Raw genomic sequence first — 15,529 nt, forward strand, 5'->3', positions numbered from 1 at the left:
CGACCCGCCCACGCTGCGGCTCGCGTTCGCGCTCTCGATGGGCGCGGCCGTCTCGCTGGGCATCGCGCGCTTCTCGTATGCGCTCTTGCTGCCGCCGATGCGTGACGACCTGGGCTGGACCTATGCGCTGGCGGGCGGCATGAACACCGCCAACGCGATCGGCTACCTGCTCGGCGCACTCGCCACGCCGGCGCTGATGCGCCGCTTCGGCACGGCGCGGCTGTTGATGGTGGGCGCCGTGCTCACGAGCCTGTTCATGGCGGGCAGCGGCTTCGTGAGCGCGGCGCCCGCGCTGCTGCTGCAGCGGCTCTTGGCCGGCATCGCGAGCGCCTGGGTCTTCGTGGCCGGCGGGCTGATGGCCGCGCGGCTCGGCGAGGCTGGCTCCGCGCGCGGCGGGCTGCTGCTGGGCATCTATTACGGCGGCACCGGCTTCGGCATCGTGCTGTCGGCGCTCTTGGTGCCGCAGGTGCTGCGTGCTGCCGTCGACCAGCCGCACGGCTGGGCCTGGGCGTGGTGGGCGCTGGCGCTGGCCTGTGCGGCGGGCACCGGGCTGCTGGGCTGGGCGGCGCGTGCGATGCCGGTCCGGCCTGCGGCACCCGCAGCGGCTGCGTCGCATCCGGGTTCGGCCGGCGACGCCGCCACGCTGCGCCGCTTCGGCTGGGCGCTTGCGGGCTACGGCATGTTCGGCGTGGGCTACATCGGCTACATGACCTTCGTGATTGCGCTGCTGCGCGAGCAAGGTGCGGGCACCGCGTTCGTGACCCTGTTCTATGCCTTGCTCGGCCTGGCCTGCATCGCGTCCTCGCGGCTCTGGGCCGGGCTTCTGGAGCGCCACCGCGGCGGGCGGCCGCAGGCGCTGCTCAACGGGCTGCTCGGCATCGCGACGCTGCTGCCGGTGCTCAGCGCGTCGGTGCCGGTGGCGCTGGCCTCGGGACTGTTGTTCGGCGCGGTGTTCCTGTCGGTGGTGGCTTCGACCACCGCGCTGGTGCGCCACAACCTGCCGCACGCGCAGTGGGCGCAGGGCATCAGCGCCTTCACGGTCGTGTTCGCGCTCGGCCAGATCGTCGGGCCGACCGTGACGGGCTGGATCTCCGATGGGCCGGGCGGACTGGCGCGCGGCCTCGTGGCGTCGGCGATCGTGCTGTGGGGTGGGGCGCTGCTGGCCGCGCGCCAGCGTCCGCTGCGCGAGGGCGGAGAATGGCGCCCATGACCGCTGCCATCGACGACACCGCCTTGCCGATCGACGACGCGAACGCGCCGGGCTTTGCCGTGTTCGACACGGCGATCGGCGCCTGCGGCCTCGCTTGGGGACCGCGCGGGCTGATCGTCGGCGTGCAATTGCCGCAGGATGACTCCGGCGCCGAGGCCACGCGGCGGCGCATGCGGCAGCGCTTTCCCGCGCTGGCCGAGGCCGCGCCGCCCGCGAGCGCACTGCGCGCCATCGCTGCGGTGCAGGCACTGCTCGACGGCACGCACGACGACCTGCGCCACATCGAACTCGACATGGCCGGCGTGTCGGATTTTCATCGCCGCGTCTACGAGATCGCGCGCCGCATTCCGCCGGGCCAGACCCGCACCTACGGCGAGATCGCGGCCGAGCTCGGTGACCTGGGCCTTTCACGCGCGGTGGGGCAGGCCATGGGCCTCAACCCGTTCGCGCCCGTGGTGCCGTGCCACCGCGTGCTCGCGGCCGGCAACAGGCCGGGCGGCTTCTCGGCCGGCGGCGGGGCATTGACCAAGCTGAAGATGCTCGACATCGAGGGCGCCACGCCGAGCGGGACGCTGCCGTTGTTCTGAGCGCCACGCTGTACTGAAAAAAGCTGAACGCGCCGGCGACGACCCCACGCCTGCAGCGATCGCCGCGCTTGGCGACAATTGCCGCGATGCGTTCTCGTTCTCCTTCTTCTCCGTTCTTCAAGATGGCTCTGCTGCTGGGCCTGCTGTCCGCCATCGGCCCCTTCGCCATCGACATGTACCTGCCGGCGCTGCCGGCCATCGGCCAGACGCTCGGCGCCGACATCGGTGCGGTGCAGATGAGCCTCACGGCGTTCTTCCTCTCGCTCGGCGCGGGCCAACTGCTGTTCGGGCCGGTCTCGGACATGGTCGGGCGCAAGCCGCCGCTCTATGCGGGGCTGGCGCTGTTCGCGCTGGCGAGCATCGGCTGCGCGCTCGCCACCGACATCCAGACGCTGATCGTGCTGCGCCTGCTGCAGGGCCTGGGCGCGGCAGCGGGCATGGCGATTCCGCGTGCGGTGGTGCGCGACCTGCACACCGGCACCGACGCCGCGCGGCTCATGTCGTTGCTCATCCTGGTGTTCAGCGTCTCGCCGATCCTTGCGCCGCTCGTGGGCAGCGCGGTGATCGCGGTCGCAGGCTGGCGCGGCGTGTTCTGGGCGGTGACGATCGCGGCGGTCGCGGGCCTCGCGATGACGGCCGCGCAGCTCAAGGAAACACGGCCGCCGTCGCAGCGCGTCGAGAGCAGCATTGGCAGCGCGCTTGCCGCGTACTGGCTGCTGCTGCGCGACCGGCACTATCTCGGCCTGGTGTTCATCGGCGGCTTCGCGATGGCGGGCTTCTTCACCTACCTGGCCAATTCGTCGTTCGTGATGATCGACCATTACGGCCTCTCGCCCGCAATGTACAGCGTGGCTTTCGGCGTGAATGCGGCGGCCTTCATCGGCGCCTCGCAGCTCACCGGCCCGCTGGGCGAGCGCCATGGCCTCGTGGCGCTGGTGAAGTTCGGCGTGGTGGCGTCGAGCGTCACCATGCTCGCGATGTTCGTCTACTTCGCGGCCGGCGGCGACAGCCTATGGGTGCTGATCGTGCTGTACTTCATCGCCTCGGGCTTCATGGGCCTGGTGATCCCGACTACCGGGGTGCTCGCGCTCGAGATGCACGGCGCCATCGCCGGCACGGCCTCGGCGCTGCTCGGTACGCTGCAGATGCTGACCGGCGCACTGGCCATGGCCGTGGTGGGCCTGTTCAGCGACGGACGGCCGCTGCCGATGGTCACCGGCATGGCGACCGGCGCCTTCGTTTCGCTGGTGCTCACCTGGCTCACGCTGGGCCGCGTGCGCACCGAGCCCGGACGCAGGGTGCAGGGGGCGTGAGGGGCACCGCAGGCACGCAAGCACCGGCCGGCGAGGCGCCGCAGGTCGTCGACGGGCTGCCCCAGCCGGCGCGCCGCAACGCGATGCTGGTCATCATCCTCGGCATCATGGTGGCGGTGCTCGACGGCACCATCGTCAACCTCGCGCTGCCGGGCATCGCACACGAGCTGCAGACCAGCGCCTCGCATGCGATCTGGGTGGTCAACGCGTACCAGATCGCGACGCTCGTGATGCTGCTGCCGCTGGCCTCGCTCGGCGACCTGGTCGGCTACCGGCGCGTCTACCTGGTGGGCATGGCAGTGTTTACCGTGGCCTCGGTCGGCGCCATGTTCGCGAATTCGCTAGCCACGCTGATCGCGGCGCGCACCTTCCAGGGCCTCGGTGCTGCGGGGATCATGAGCGTGAATGCGGCGCTGGTGCGGCTGGTGTTTCCTGCTGCGCTGCTCGGTCGCGGCATGGCGATCAACTCGATGGTGGTCGCCACGTCCTCGGTGGCGGGGCCGTCGGTGGCGGCGGCGATCCTGTCGGTGGCCTCGTGGCCGTGGCTGTTCGCGCTCAACGTGCCGCTCGGGGTGCTGGTCTTCGCGCTGGGCCTGAAGTCGCTGCCGTTCAACCGCGTGCCGCCGGCGGCCGGGCTGCGTTTTTCGCCCATCGACGTGGCGCTCAACGTGCTGATGTTCGCGCTGGTGTTCCTCGGCGTCGACCGGCTCGGCGTGCGCGACCCGGCAGCGGCAGGCGGCGGCGCGCACTGGTCGGCCTGGGCGATCCTGCTGGCCGGCGTGGCGGTCGGCTTCGTCTACCTGCGGCGGCAGCGCCGGCTCGCGGTGCCGCTGTTTCCGATCGACCTGCTGCGCATCCCGGTGTTCGCGCTGTCGATGGGCACTTCGGTGGCCGCCTTCTGCGCCCAGATGCTGGCCTACATCGCGCTGCCTTTCCTGCTGCTCGAGGCCTATGGCCGCAGCCACCTCGAGGCCGGCCTGCTGATCACCGCCTGGCCGCTCGCGATCGTGGCCATGGCGCCGTTCGCGGGGCGGCTGATCGGGCGCTATCCCGACGGGCTGCTCGGCGGCATCGGCCTGGGCCTGCTCGCGCTCGGCCTGGCGCTGTTGGCCGCCTTGCCCGCGGATCCCGGCAACGTCGACATCGCCTGGCGCATGGCGGTCTGCGGCCTGGGCTTCGGCCTGTTCCAGTCGCCGAACAACCACACGATCGTGACCTCGCCGCCCGCGCACCGAAGCGGTGCGGCCAGCGGCATGCTCGGGACCGCACGGCTCACCGGCCAGACGCTCGGCGCCGTGGTGCTGGCCGGCGTTTTCAGCATCTGGAGCCCGCACGGCGGCCATGGGCCGGTGGTGGCGCTGGTGCTGGCCGCCTGTTTTGCCGGCGCAGCGGCAGTTTTCAGCACTCTGCGGTTAAAGACGACGGGGCACGCGGGCTGAATCGGTTAGGGTACGACCCCATGACGGAAGTACCTGAAACCGTGGTGTGCCCGGGCTGCGACGCGGTCTTCCAGCGCGCGCGCCTCGCGCGGCGGGAGGTGTCGTGCTGCGCGCGCTGCGGCACCGAGCTCTACCGGCACCCGGGCGACCTGCAGCGCAGCATCTTGCCGCTGACGCTCGCAAGCCTGATCATGTTCGCCATCGCCAACCTGTTCCCGATCGTCGAGATCGAACTGCAGGGCCTGCGCAGCCAGACAACGCTGGCCGGCGCGGTGGTGGTGCTGAGCAGCGAGGGCATGTCGATCGTGGCGCTGCTGGTGCTGGCCACCACGCTGCTCTTTCCGCTGCTGCAGCTGTGCATCCTGGCCTACCTGCTTGTGCCGCTGCGGCATCAGCGCCGGCCCGCGGGTTTCGCGATGCTGGTGCGCGCCATGCAGATGCTGCGACCGTGGGGCATGGTCGAGGTGTTCCTGCTCGGCGTGCTGGTGGCGATCGTCAAGCTCTCGAGCATGGCCACGGTGGTGGCCGGGCCGGCGCTCTGGGCCTTCATGGCGCTCACGGTCATGCTCACGGCGGTGCTGTCGTTCAACCCCAACGCCTTCTGGGAAATGACCTTTCGCCCGCCCGGCGAGCCGCGGGAGGAGGGCGCGTGAAGGGTTTCTACCGCGAAGTACCCGACGACAGCGAAGACACGCCGCTCGCGACCGCCGCCTCGATGGGACTGCTGGCCTGCCCGCACTGCGACGCCGTGTGGCGCGATGCGGCCGAAGGCGAGCGCTGCGAGCGCTGCGGCACGCACCTGTACCGGCGCAAGCCCTACAGCCTGAGCCGCACCTGGGCCTTCCTCATTGCGGCCTGCATCATGTACATCCCGGCCAATCTGCTGCCAGTGATGATCACGCGCTCGCTGTTCGGCGCGCAGTACGACACCATCCTGAGCGGCGTGATCTACTTCTGGATCTCGGGCTCCTACGGGCTCGCGGCGATCATCTTCATCGCGAGCTTTCTGGTGCCGCTGTTCAAGCTGACGGTGCTGCTCCTGCTGACCGTGCTGGCCCAGCGCGGCAGCGACTGGCGCCGGCCCGAGCGCGCCAAGCTCTATCACATCGTCGAGATCATCGGCCGCTGGTCGATGCTCGACGTGTTCGTCGTCTCGTTGCTGGCCGGACTGGTGCAGATCCAGGGCTTTGCGGTGATCCACGCGGGCGTGGGCATCGCGGCCTTCGGGTCGGTGGTGGTGCTGACCATGCTGGCCTCACTGAGCTTCGATCCGAGGCTCACCTGGGACAGCCGACAGCAGCAGCAGCAGGCCGATCGGGAACGACGTGAACCAACCAGTGACGACCGGGAAGCAAGAACAGCATGAGTGACGAAGACCAAGCCAAAGCCAATGACCAGACGACGCCGCCGGGCCTTCCGCCGCCGCGCGTGGTGCGCCGGCGCGAATGGCTGCCATCGTTGATCTGGCTGATACCCATCGTCGCCGCGCTGGTGGGCGTGATGCTGGTGGTGCGCATCATCATGGAGCGCGGACCCGAGATCGTGCTCACCTTCGAGACCGCCGAAGGCCTCGAGGCCAACAAGACGGCCGTCAAGTACAAGGACGTGCAGATCGGCACCGTGCAGAGCCTGCGGCTCGCACGCGACCGCTCGCACGTGCGGGTCACGGTGCAGCTCGGCAAGGACGCCGAGAGCTTCACCGCCGAGGATTCGCGCTACTGGGTGGTGCGGCCGCGGCTCGACACCTCGGGCATCTCGGGCCTGGGCACGCTGCTGTCGGGTGCCTACATCGGTGCCGATGCGGGCGTGTCGGAAGAGACCGCGAGCGAATTCAAGGGCCTGGAAGACCCGCCCATCGTGACGCGCGACGCCACGGGCCGGCAGTTCCTTTTGCGTGCCGCCGACGTGGGTTCGCTCGACGTGGGATCGCCGGTGTATTTCAGGCGCATCAAGGTGGGCCAGGTCGCGACCTACGAACTCGATGGCGATGGCCGCGGCGTGACGATGCGCGTGTTCGTCAATGCGCCATACGACAAGTTCGTGGGCGTCAACACCCGCTTCTGGCAGGCCAGCGGCATCGACGCGCAGCTCAGTGCGAGCGGCTTCACGCTGCGCACGCAATCGCTTGCCACGATCCTGCTCGGCGGCATTGCCTTCGGCGCGCCCGAGGACGCCATGGGGCCGCGCGCCGAGGAGAACGCGGCCTTCGCGCTCGCGGGCGACGAGACCACCGCGATGAAGGAGCCCGATGGCCCGTCGCAGACGCTGCTGATGTACTTCAACCAGTCGCTGCGCGGCCTGACACCGGGGGCGCCGGTCGACTTCCGCGGCGTGGTGATCGGCGAGGTCAAGTCGATCGGCGTGGAGTTCGACCGCAATGCGCGCGAGTTCCGCATGCCGGTGCTGGTGCAGGTCTACCCCGACCGGCTGCGGCGCCGGGCCGGCGAACGCGGCACCGAGTCACGCTTCTCGCAGCAAGAGCGCCTGCGCTTCCTGGCCGAGAAAGGGCTGCGCGCCCAACTGCGCAACGGCAACCTGCTGACCGGGCAGGTGTATGTGGCGCTCGACTTCTTCCCCAAGGCGCCGCCCGCGAAGATCGACCTCGAGAAGAACCCGATCGAGCTCGCCACCGTGCCCAACAGCCTGGACGAGATTCAGTCGCAGGTGCAGGAGATCGCGAGCAAGCTCAACAAGGTGCCGTACGAGCAGATCGCGGCCGACCTGCGCACCACGCTGAACACGCTCAACAAGACGCTGACCACGGCCGAGCAGGCGGTGAGCCGCATCAACAACGACGTCACGCCCGAGCTCGCGGCCGCCATGAAGGACGTGCGCAAGACCGTCAACACGGCCGAGCGCACGCTGGCCGACGACTCGCCGCTGCAGCAGGACATGCGCCAGACGCTGCGCGAACTGACGCGCGCCGCGGGCTCGGTGCGCGTGCTGACCGACTACCTCGAACGCCATCCCGAATCGCTTTTGCGCGGCAAACCGGACGACAAGAAGAAATGATGAAGAACAGCAAACCAGGCCGACCCTTCGCCTCGCGCGCCGCCCTGGCGGCGGCCGCCGCGCTGCTTGCCCTTGCCGGCTGCGCGAGCAAGTCCGACAGCTACTACACGCTGGCGAGCCCGGTGCCGGCCGCGGAGGCCGCGCCCTCGACGCTCGGCACCGCCGCGCCGATCTATGTCGAGCTCGCGCCCGTTGCCGTGCCCGAGCGGCTCGCCCGGCCGCAGATGGTGGTGGGGCGCTCGGCCGGCAGCGTTCAGGTCGACGTGCTCGAGCAGCACCGCTGGGCCTCGTCGTTCGAGAACGAATTGCGCGATGCGCTGGCGAGCGGCATTGCCGACCGGCTCGGCGCGGTCGACGTCACCAAGGGCGGCCGGCCCAATGCACAGCCCGCGTGGCGCATCGCGGTGCAGGTGCGCCGCTTCGATGCGGTCGACGGCGGCCGCGTCGACGCGGCCTTCAGCTGGACGCTGCGCCGCTCCGACGAGGCGCGCTCGATGTCCTGCCAGTTCGAGGTGGGCGAGGGGGTCGCCAGCGGTATCGACGCGGTGGCGCAGGGCGCACAGCGCCTGACCGCGGCCGCGGCGGCGGCGATGGCGCGCAGCGTGAACGCGGCACGGTCGAATCCGGCCGCCACCGCATGCCCGGCCTGAGTCTTTCTCCCTCCCCCTCCGGGGGAGGGCAGGGGGGGCGGCATGGCGGCGGTCATCGAGGCGCGGCGCGCGGTGGCAAGCAGGGAGCTCCCATCCCAACCTTCCCCCAGAGGGGGAAGGAGTAAAGCAGAGACTCTCCCCATGGCCCAGATCGGCAAGCCACCCTGCGACCACGCGCTGATCCTGCACGGCGCCGCCGCGCGCGAAGACGCCTGTCCCGAGGCGTCGAAGCCCTGGGTGCTCGCCGCGGCCATCGTCGGTTCGAGCATGGCCTTCATCGACGGTACCGTCGTCAACGTCGCACTGCCGGCGATCCAGGCCGATCTGCGCGCCACCGCGTTCCAGGCGCAGTGGGTGGTCGAGTCCTATGCCTTGCTGCTGGCCGCGCTGCTGCTCGTGGGCGGCGCGCTCGGCGACCGCTTCGGACGGCGCCGCATCTTCGCCGTGGGCGTCGCGATCTTCGCGCTCGCCTCGGTCGGCTGCGCCCTCGCGGGTACCGTGCAGCAGCTCATCGCGGCGCGCGCGGTGCAGGGCATCGGCGGCGCCTTGCTGGTGCCGGGGAGCCTGGCGCTGATCAGCGCTGCCTTCCCCGAGAAGGAGCGCGGCCGCGCGATCGGCATCTGGTCGGGCTTCAGCGGCGTCACGGCCGCCGCCGGTCCGGTGCTCGGCGGCTTCCTGGTCGACCACTTCTCGTGGACCTGGGCGTTTCTCATCAACCTGCCGATGGCGCTGCTGGTGCTGTGGATCGCCTGGCGCCACGTGCCCGAAAGCCGCGGTGCCGCGGCCGGCGGCGGGCTGGACATGGCCGGTGCACTGCTCGCGACCGCCGGGCTCGGCGGCATCGTCTACGCCTTCATCGAAGCGCCGACGCAGCACTGGGATTCGCCCATGGTGCTGGCGGCACTGGGCGTCGGCCTGGCCGCGAGCGCGGGCTTCGTCGTGGCGGAGCACAGGACGCGCACGCCGATGCTGCCGCTCGGCCTGTTTCGCATCGGCAATTTCAGCGGCGCCAACCTGCTGACGCTGCTGCTGTACGCCGCACTCGGCGGCGGGCTGTATTTCTTTCCGCTCAACCTGATCCAGGTGCAGGGCTACTCGGCCACCGCGGCGGGTGCCGCGCTGCTGCCGTTCATCCTCATCATGTTCGCGCTTTCGGGCTGGGCCGGGCAGCTCGTCGACCGCTTCGGGCCGCGCCTGCCGCTGGTCGTCGGCCCCGCCATCGCGGCGGTGGGCTTTGCGCTGTTCGCGCTGCCCGGGGTCGGTGCGAGCTATTGGCAAGGGTTCTTTCCCGCCGTGGTGGTGCTGGGCTTCGGCATGACAGTGACCGTGGCGCCGCTCACCACCACGGTGATGAACGCGGTCGGCCCCGAGCAGGCGGGCGTGGCCTCGGGCGTGAACAACGCGGTGTCGCGCGCGGCCGCGGTGCTGGCCATTGCGGTGTTCGGCGTGGTCATGGCATGGGCCTTCGATGCCACGCTGGCCGAGGGGCTGCGCGGCATGGGCGCCTCGGCCGAAGTGTCGGCCTTCCTCGAGGCCGAGCGCAGCAAGCTTGCGGGCGCTGCACTGCCGCCCGGTGTCGACGCCGATACCGCGGCCGCGCTCAAGGGGCTGGTGGCCGAATCCTTCGTTGCGGGCTTTCGCTGGGTGATGCTGCTGAGCGCCGGGCTCGCGGTGCTCAGTGCGCTGAGTGCGTGGCGCATGATCGAAGGCGCACGCGGCGACCGCGCTTGACAAGCGCGCGTAGGCTGTTGATACTGAACTCATCGGTTCATCATCAACAGTCCAGGAGATTCCCATGCAGAAGATCGTTCCCTGCCTCTGGTTCGACCGCAACGGCGAAGACGCGCTGAAGTTCTACAGCGCGATCTTTCCGAACTCGCGGGTGACCGACACGCTGCTCTGGGGCGAGACCAACCCCGAGCGCCAGGGAACGCTGCTGACGGCAACCTTCGAGCTCGACGGGCAGTCGTTCATGGTGCTCAACGGCGGGCCGGAGTACAAGTTCACGCCGGCGATCTCGATGGCCGTGCATTGCGAGACCCAGGCCGAGGTCGACCACTACTGGGAGAAGCTGCTCGAGGGCGGCGGCCAGCCGTTGCAATGCGGCTGGCTCACCGACCGCTTCGGCGTGTCGTGGCAGACCGTGCCCATGCCGATGATCCGGATGTTCCAGGACAAGGACTCGGCCAAGGCCGCGCGCGCGATGCGGGCCATGATGAAGATGGTCAAGCTCGACATCGCCGAGGTCCAGCGCGCCTTCGACGGCGACTGAGCCGCCGCGGCCCGTGAGCGGCAGGGCGGGGCAGCTACACCAGCCGCGCGATCGCCTTCTTGCGCCACACCAAGCGGTAGTAGGCCGTTTGCAGCAGCAGCATTGCGCTAAAGGTCACCGGGTACGCGTACCAGATGCCGTTGAGCCCGATGCGGTCGCTGAGGAACCAGGCAACCGGCACCTCGAGGCCGAGCAGGCAGACGATCGAGATCAGCGTGGGCACCAGCACCGAGCCGCTCGCGCGCATGATGCCCGACAGGGCCGACGCCATGCCGAAGATCACCAGGCTCCACAGCATGATGTGCAGCAGCGTCTGCGCGATCTCGATCACGGGCGCGCTCGTGATGAAGAAGCCCATGAGGTGGCGCGAGAACAGGTAGCCCAGCAGCACCAGCCCGCCCGTCAGCGCCAGGTTCATCAGCATCGCGGTCTTGGCGATGGCGCCGAGTCGGTCGGCCCGGCCCGCGCCGATGGCCTGCGCGCCGAGGATCGACGCGGTGATCGCGATCGAGATGGCCGGGAACTGTACGTACGCCACCACCTGGTTGACCGCGCCGTAGGCCGCCGTCGCGCTCGAGCCGTGGCTGTTGACCAGCGAGAGCAGCACCAGTTCGGACAGCGCCACCACGATCATCTGCACGCCCGTGGGCACGCCCACCTTGAGCACCGCCTTGAGCAGCTTCGGATCGATGCGCATGCTGTGCAGGAAGGCCAGGTCGGGCGCGAGAGGGCTCTTGCGCCGGTGCAGGCGCCAGCCCATCCACAGCGTCGCGAGCATGAAGGCGAGCACGCTGGCCCAGGCGGCACTCGCCACGCCGAGCTGCGGCAGCCCGCCCCAGCCGCGGATCAGTGCGGGCGTGACGACGAGCCCGATCGCCGTCGAGATGATCAGCGTGATCAGCGGCGTGATCGTGTCGCCGACCCCGCGCAGCATGGCGGTGGACAGCAGGAAGACGAACAGCCCCGGCATCGCGATCAGCATGATGCGGGCATAGCTCGTGGCGTCGGCCAGCACGTCGGGCGGCGTGCCCAGGGCGGCGAGCATCGGTGTGGTGAAAGCGCCGCCGAACACCGCGATCACCAACCCCATGAGGACGCCGACAGTGAGCGTGGTGCCGGCAATGGCCTTGGCCTTGGCCGCATCGCGTGCGCCCCAGGCCTGGCCGATCAGCACCGAGGCGCCGGCGCCCAGGCCGATGACGAAGGCGATGAAGAAGAACATCACCGGAAAGAAGCTCGACACCGCGGCCAGCGCACCGACGCCGATCATCTGGCCGATGTAGATGTTGTTGAGCGTGCCCGAAAGGGACTGCAGGATGTTGCTGAGCAGCATCGGCGCCAGGAAGAACAGGAAGGTCTTCCAGAGCGCGCGCGGCGCACCGACGGGTGCCACGGGCGCGCCCTGCAGGCCGCTCGGGTTGGGCGGGGCGTTCTCGGTCTTGTCGTTCATTCTTGGGGCCAGCTCGGGCCGGACAGTTCGTGCAGATGGGTGCGCAGATCGTCGGGCCAGCCGGCGAGATGCGCTTCGAAGCCGGCGCGGTCGCCCGCGAAGAGGGCGCGGGTGGCTTCCTCGAAACCCGGCAGGTTGCCCGCCAAGCCGGTCATCACGCCGTAGACGGCTTCGCGTGCGGCGCGGGCGGCATCGCGCCCGGCATGCACTCGGCGTGCTTCGTCGACCAGCCGGCGCAGCGCGACCGAGGCGCCACCGGGCTGGCGCGCGAGCCATTCCCACTGGCGCGGCAGCAGCGTGACCTCGCGCGCGACCACGCCGAGCTTCGGTCGGCCCACGCCGCGCGGCGGCTCGCCCGGCAGGGCGGCCTCGGGCGGCTGCGCGGCGTCGCGCAGGTCGAGATCGACCTGCATGCCGGTGTGGTCGTCGAACACGAGGCAGGTTGCAGCGTCGCCGCGGGTGCGCAGCGCGGCGATCACCTCGGCGCGCGAACCGCGGGCAATGCGCTCGAAGCCGCAGAAGGCGGTGAGGGTGGCCGGCAAGGCGGCGGTCGAAGGATCGGGGGTCTTGGAAATCATGGCGGTGGCGAGGTAATTTACCCGGGAACAATTTCGCCGACCGCGCTTCTCGCGCGGCGACAGGAAAAACAGCGCAATGGGCGCGGCGGGCATGCGGTCAGGGCTTGCGCTTGGCGGGGCCGTTGTAGCCCTGCGTGCCGTGGCAGTCGCATTCCTCGCACCACAGCGCGAACAGCGCTTCGAGTTCCGCCGCGCGGTCGAACGCGGGATCGTCCCGCTCCTTCACGCGCGCGAATTCCTCGAAGCGGAAGGCGCCGGATCCGAGTGCGGTCCAGTCCTGCTGCAGCGCGCGGTTGGGGTGCTTGCCCTGGTCGAGCTGGAAGCGCTGGCGGTTCATCATGCTGGTCAGGTCGAGGCTCGCCAGCACGAGCACGCGGCCGCTCTCGAGGTTGCGGATGGCGAACACGCCGGCGGGGCGCACCGTTTCCTTGTACTGGCGCGTCAGCGCGCGCCGGGAGTCGTGTGAAAGCATCATTCCGAAATTTTGCCCGGGTAAAACTATGCAGTCAATATACCCGGGTAAAAATCAAAATGCTGGGGTCGCCGTTTTTCGCTATGGCAAACTCCCGCGCTTCATTCGACCAACGCGACCGGCCCGGCCGATCGCAGCGACAGGGACGCCACTCAGCAATGCAGAAAATCATTCGCCAGCTCGCCGCCGAGATCAAGGTGGGAGAGCATCAGGTGAAGGCCGCCGTCGAGCTGCTCGACGGGGGCGCCACGGTTCCATTCATCGCGCGCTACCGCAAGGAGGCGACCGACGGCCTCGACGACACCCAGCTGCGCGAACTCGAAGCCCGGCTTTCGTACCTGCGCGAGCTCGAGGACCGCCGCGCCGCGGTGATCAAGGCCATCGACGAGCAGGGCAAGCTCACGCCCGAACTGCGCGCCGCGATCGAGTTCGCGCCGACCAAGCAGGAGCTCGAGGATCTGTACCTGCCGTTCAAGCAGAAGCGCCGCACCAAGGGCCAGATCGCGCGCGAGTTCGGCATCGAGCCGCTGGCGGACAAGCTCATGGCCGACCCGACGCTCGATCCCGCCGCCGAGGCCAAGGCCTTCCTGCAGCCCGCCACCACGCTCGACGACGGCAAGCCGGGCCCCGATTTCTCGGCCGTGCCCGCGGTGCTCGACGGCGTGCGCGACATCCTGTCGGAGCGCTGGGCCGAGGATGCGGTGCTGGTGCAGCGCCTGCGCGAATGGCTCTGGAGCGAAGGCCTGCTCAAGTCGAGCCTGATGGCCGGCAAGGACGAAAACAACCCCGACGTCGCCAAGTTCCGCGACTACTTCGACTACGACGAGCCGATCGGGCGCGTGCCTTCGCACCGGGCGCTCGCGGTGTTCCGTGGCCGCTCGCTCGAGATCCTGGACGCCAAGCTCGCGCTGCCCGTCGAGCCCGAGCCGGGCAAGCCCAGCATCGCCGAGGGCCGGATCGCGCTGCACCTGGGCTGGAGCCATGCCGGCCGCGCGGGGGACGACCTGATCCGCAAGTGCGTGGCCTGGGCCTGGCGCGTGAAGCTCGCGCTGTCGACCGAGCGCGACCTGTTCACGCGGCTGCGCGAAGAGGCCGAGAAGGTCGCGATCAAGGTGTTTGCCGACAACCTGCGCGACCTGCTGCTCGCCGCACCGGCCGGCCCGCGCGTGGTGATGGGCCTGGACCCCGGCATCCGCACCGGCGTGAAAGTGGCCGTGGTCGATGCCACCGGCAAGCTGGTCGAGACCGCCACCGTGTTCCCGCACGAGCCGCGCAGGGACTGGGAAGGCTCGCTGCACACGCTCGGCAAGCTCTGCGCCAAGCATGGCGTGAACCTGATCGCCATCGGCAACGGCACCGCGAGCCGCGAGACCGACAAGCTCGCGGCCGACCTGATCAAGCTGATCGCCAAGATGGCCGCACAGGCCGGCGCACCCGAGATGACGGTCGAGAAGGTGGTGGTTAGCGAAGCCGGCGCCTCGGTGTATTCGGCGAGCGAATTCGCCTCGCAGGAGATGCCGGACGTGGACGTGAGCCTGCGCGGCGCCGCCAGCATCGCGCGCCGGCTGCAGGACCCGCTGGCCGAGCTGGTCAAGATCGACCCCAAGAGCATCGGCGTGGGCCAGTACCAGCACGACGTGAACCAGAGCGAGCTTGCGCGCACGCTGCAGACGGTGGTGGAGGATTGCGTGAACTCGGTCGGCGTCGACCTCAACACCGCGAGCGTGCCGCTCTTGAGCCGCGTCTCGGGCCTGTCGGGCAGCGTGGCCAAGGCGGTGGTGCGCTGGCGCGAGGCGAACGGCGCGTTCTCCACGCGCAAGCAATTGCTCGACGTGACGGGCTTCGGTCCCAAGGCCTTCGAGCAGAGCGCGGGCTTCTTGCGCATTCGCGGCGGCGCCGACCCGCTCGACATCACCGGCGTGCACCCCGAGACCTATCCGCTGGTCGAGCAGATCATCGTCAAGACCGGCAAGCCCATCGCCGAGCTGATGGGCCGCGCCGACATGCTCAAGACGCTCAAGCCCGAGCTGTTCGCGAACGAGAAGTTCGGCGTCATCACGGTCAAGGACATCCTCGGCGAGCTCGAGAAGCCCGGCCGCGACCCGCGTCCCGATTTCAAGGTGGCGCGCTTCAACGACGGCGTGGACGACATTGCCGACCTCGTCGAAGGCATGATCCTCGAGGGCACCGTGAGCAACGTGGCGCAGTTCGGCGCCTTCGTCGACCTGGGCGTGCACCAGGACGGCCTGGTGCATGTGAGCCAGCTGAGCCACAAGTTCGTGAACGATGCGCGCGAGGTCGTGAAGACCGGCGACATCGTCAAGGTCAAGGTGATGGAAGTGGACGTGGCGCGCAAGCGCATCGGCCTGTCGATGAAGCTCGACGCTGCGCCCGCGCGCCGCGACGGCCCGCGCGACAACCGCTTCGAGGGCGCAGGCCGCGGCCAGCAGGGGCCGCGCCGAGACAACTCGCCGCAGCCCGCGGGGCAGATGGCCAGCGCGTTCGCCAAGCTGCAGGGGTTGCGCAGGCCCTGAGCCGGCGAGGTG

The 15,529-nt window shown here is 69.8% G+C and carries 14 protein-coding genes; 11 read left to right on the top strand and 3 right to left on the bottom strand.

Annotated elements, in window-relative coordinates; genetic code table 11:
* Nucleotides 1-37: 37 nt before the first annotated feature.
* The 10 genes from AC3A6R_RS04270 to AC3A6R_RS04315 all read left to right on the top strand — a co-directional run bounded on the left by AC3A6R_RS04270 (nucleotide 38) and on the right by AC3A6R_RS04315 (nucleotide 10,483).
* Nucleotides 38-1,210: a YbfB/YjiJ family MFS transporter gene (locus tag AC3A6R_RS04270; protein ID WP_487863906.1), complete on the top strand. Its 1,173-nt coding sequence runs from the start codon at nucleotides 38-40 to the stop codon at nucleotides 1,208-1,210.
* Nucleotides 1,207-1,797, top strand: a complete 591-nt coding sequence (locus tag AC3A6R_RS04275; protein ID WP_487863863.1) for a methylated-DNA--[protein]-cysteine S-methyltransferase — start codon at nucleotides 1,207-1,209, stop codon at nucleotides 1,795-1,797. Before AC3A6R_RS04270 ends, AC3A6R_RS04275 begins: the two co-directional genes overlap by 4 nt.
* A gap of 122 nt (nucleotides 1,798-1,919) precedes the next feature.
* Nucleotides 1,920-3,110, top strand: coding sequence for a multidrug effflux MFS transporter (locus AC3A6R_RS04280; RefSeq protein WP_487863907.1), 1,191 nt, complete (start codon nucleotides 1,920-1,922; stop codon nucleotides 3,108-3,110).
* An 83-nt stretch (nucleotides 3,111-3,193) separates the two neighbouring features.
* The gene (locus tag AC3A6R_RS04285) at nucleotides 3,194-4,549 is read left to right on the top strand and encodes an MFS transporter (protein ID WP_487863908.1); all 1,356 of its coding nucleotides are present in this window, start codon (nucleotides 3,194-3,196) and stop codon (nucleotides 4,547-4,549) included.
* A gap of 20 nt (nucleotides 4,550-4,569) precedes the next feature.
* Nucleotides 4,570-5,202 (top strand): paraquat-inducible protein A, encoded by a 633-nt coding sequence (locus AC3A6R_RS04290; protein ID WP_487859079.1) that lies wholly within the window; start codon nucleotides 4,570-4,572, stop codon nucleotides 5,200-5,202.
* A complete protein-coding gene (locus AC3A6R_RS04295) occupies nucleotides 5,199-5,915 on the top strand; it encodes a paraquat-inducible protein A (protein ID WP_487863864.1) in 717 nt (238 codons plus the stop codon). Before AC3A6R_RS04290 ends, AC3A6R_RS04295 begins: the two co-directional genes overlap by 4 nt.
* A complete protein-coding gene (locus AC3A6R_RS04300; protein WP_487863865.1) occupies nucleotides 5,912-7,561 on the top strand; it encodes a PqiB family protein in 1,650 nt (549 codons plus the stop codon). Before AC3A6R_RS04295 ends, AC3A6R_RS04300 begins: the two co-directional genes overlap by 4 nt.
* On the top strand, nucleotides 7,561-8,211 hold the full coding sequence (locus tag AC3A6R_RS04305; RefSeq protein ID WP_487859081.1) for a PqiC family protein: 651 nt from the start codon (nucleotides 7,561-7,563) through the stop codon (nucleotides 8,209-8,211). The genes AC3A6R_RS04300 and AC3A6R_RS04305 overlap by 1 nt, the downstream gene beginning before the upstream one ends.
* A 141-nt stretch (nucleotides 8,212-8,352) precedes the next feature.
* On the top strand, nucleotides 8,353-9,942 hold the full coding sequence (locus AC3A6R_RS04310) for an MFS transporter (RefSeq protein WP_487863866.1): 1,590 nt from the start codon (nucleotides 8,353-8,355) through the stop codon (nucleotides 9,940-9,942).
* A gap of 64 nt (nucleotides 9,943-10,006) precedes the next feature.
* Nucleotides 10,007-10,483: a VOC family protein gene (locus AC3A6R_RS04315; RefSeq protein ID WP_487863867.1), complete on the top strand. Its 477-nt coding sequence runs from the start codon at nucleotides 10,007-10,009 to the stop codon at nucleotides 10,481-10,483.
* A 34-nt stretch (nucleotides 10,484-10,517) separates the two neighbouring features.
* On the opposite strand, the gene AC3A6R_RS04320 is transcribed toward AC3A6R_RS04315, so the two are convergent.
* From AC3A6R_RS04320 to AC3A6R_RS04330, 3 genes are all read right to left on the bottom strand, one after another.
* Nucleotides 10,518-11,933, bottom strand: a complete 1,416-nt coding sequence (locus tag AC3A6R_RS04320) for an MATE family efflux transporter (RefSeq protein ID WP_487863868.1) — start codon at nucleotides 11,931-11,933, stop codon at nucleotides 10,518-10,520.
* Nucleotides 11,930-12,511 (bottom strand): DUF2239 family protein, encoded by a 582-nt coding sequence (locus AC3A6R_RS04325; protein ID WP_487863869.1) that lies wholly within the window; start codon nucleotides 12,509-12,511, stop codon nucleotides 11,930-11,932. Before AC3A6R_RS04325 ends, AC3A6R_RS04320 begins: the two co-directional genes overlap by 4 nt.
* Before the next feature lie 97 nt (nucleotides 12,512-12,608).
* Nucleotides 12,609-12,986 carry a GIY-YIG nuclease family protein gene (locus AC3A6R_RS04330; protein ID WP_487863870.1) on the bottom strand — a complete coding sequence of 126 codons (378 nt, stop codon included), beginning with the start codon at nucleotides 12,984-12,986 and terminating at the stop codon, nucleotides 12,609-12,611.
* A gap of 155 nt (nucleotides 12,987-13,141) precedes the next feature.
* On the opposite strand from AC3A6R_RS04330, the gene AC3A6R_RS04335 reads away from it, so the two are divergent.
* A complete protein-coding gene (locus AC3A6R_RS04335; RefSeq protein ID WP_487863871.1) occupies nucleotides 13,142-15,517 on the top strand; it encodes a Tex family protein in 2,376 nt (791 codons plus the stop codon).
* The last annotated feature ends 12 nt before the right edge of the window (nucleotides 15,518-15,529 follow it).

Source organism: Variovorax sp. Soil_C_19 (assembly GCF_057657255.1).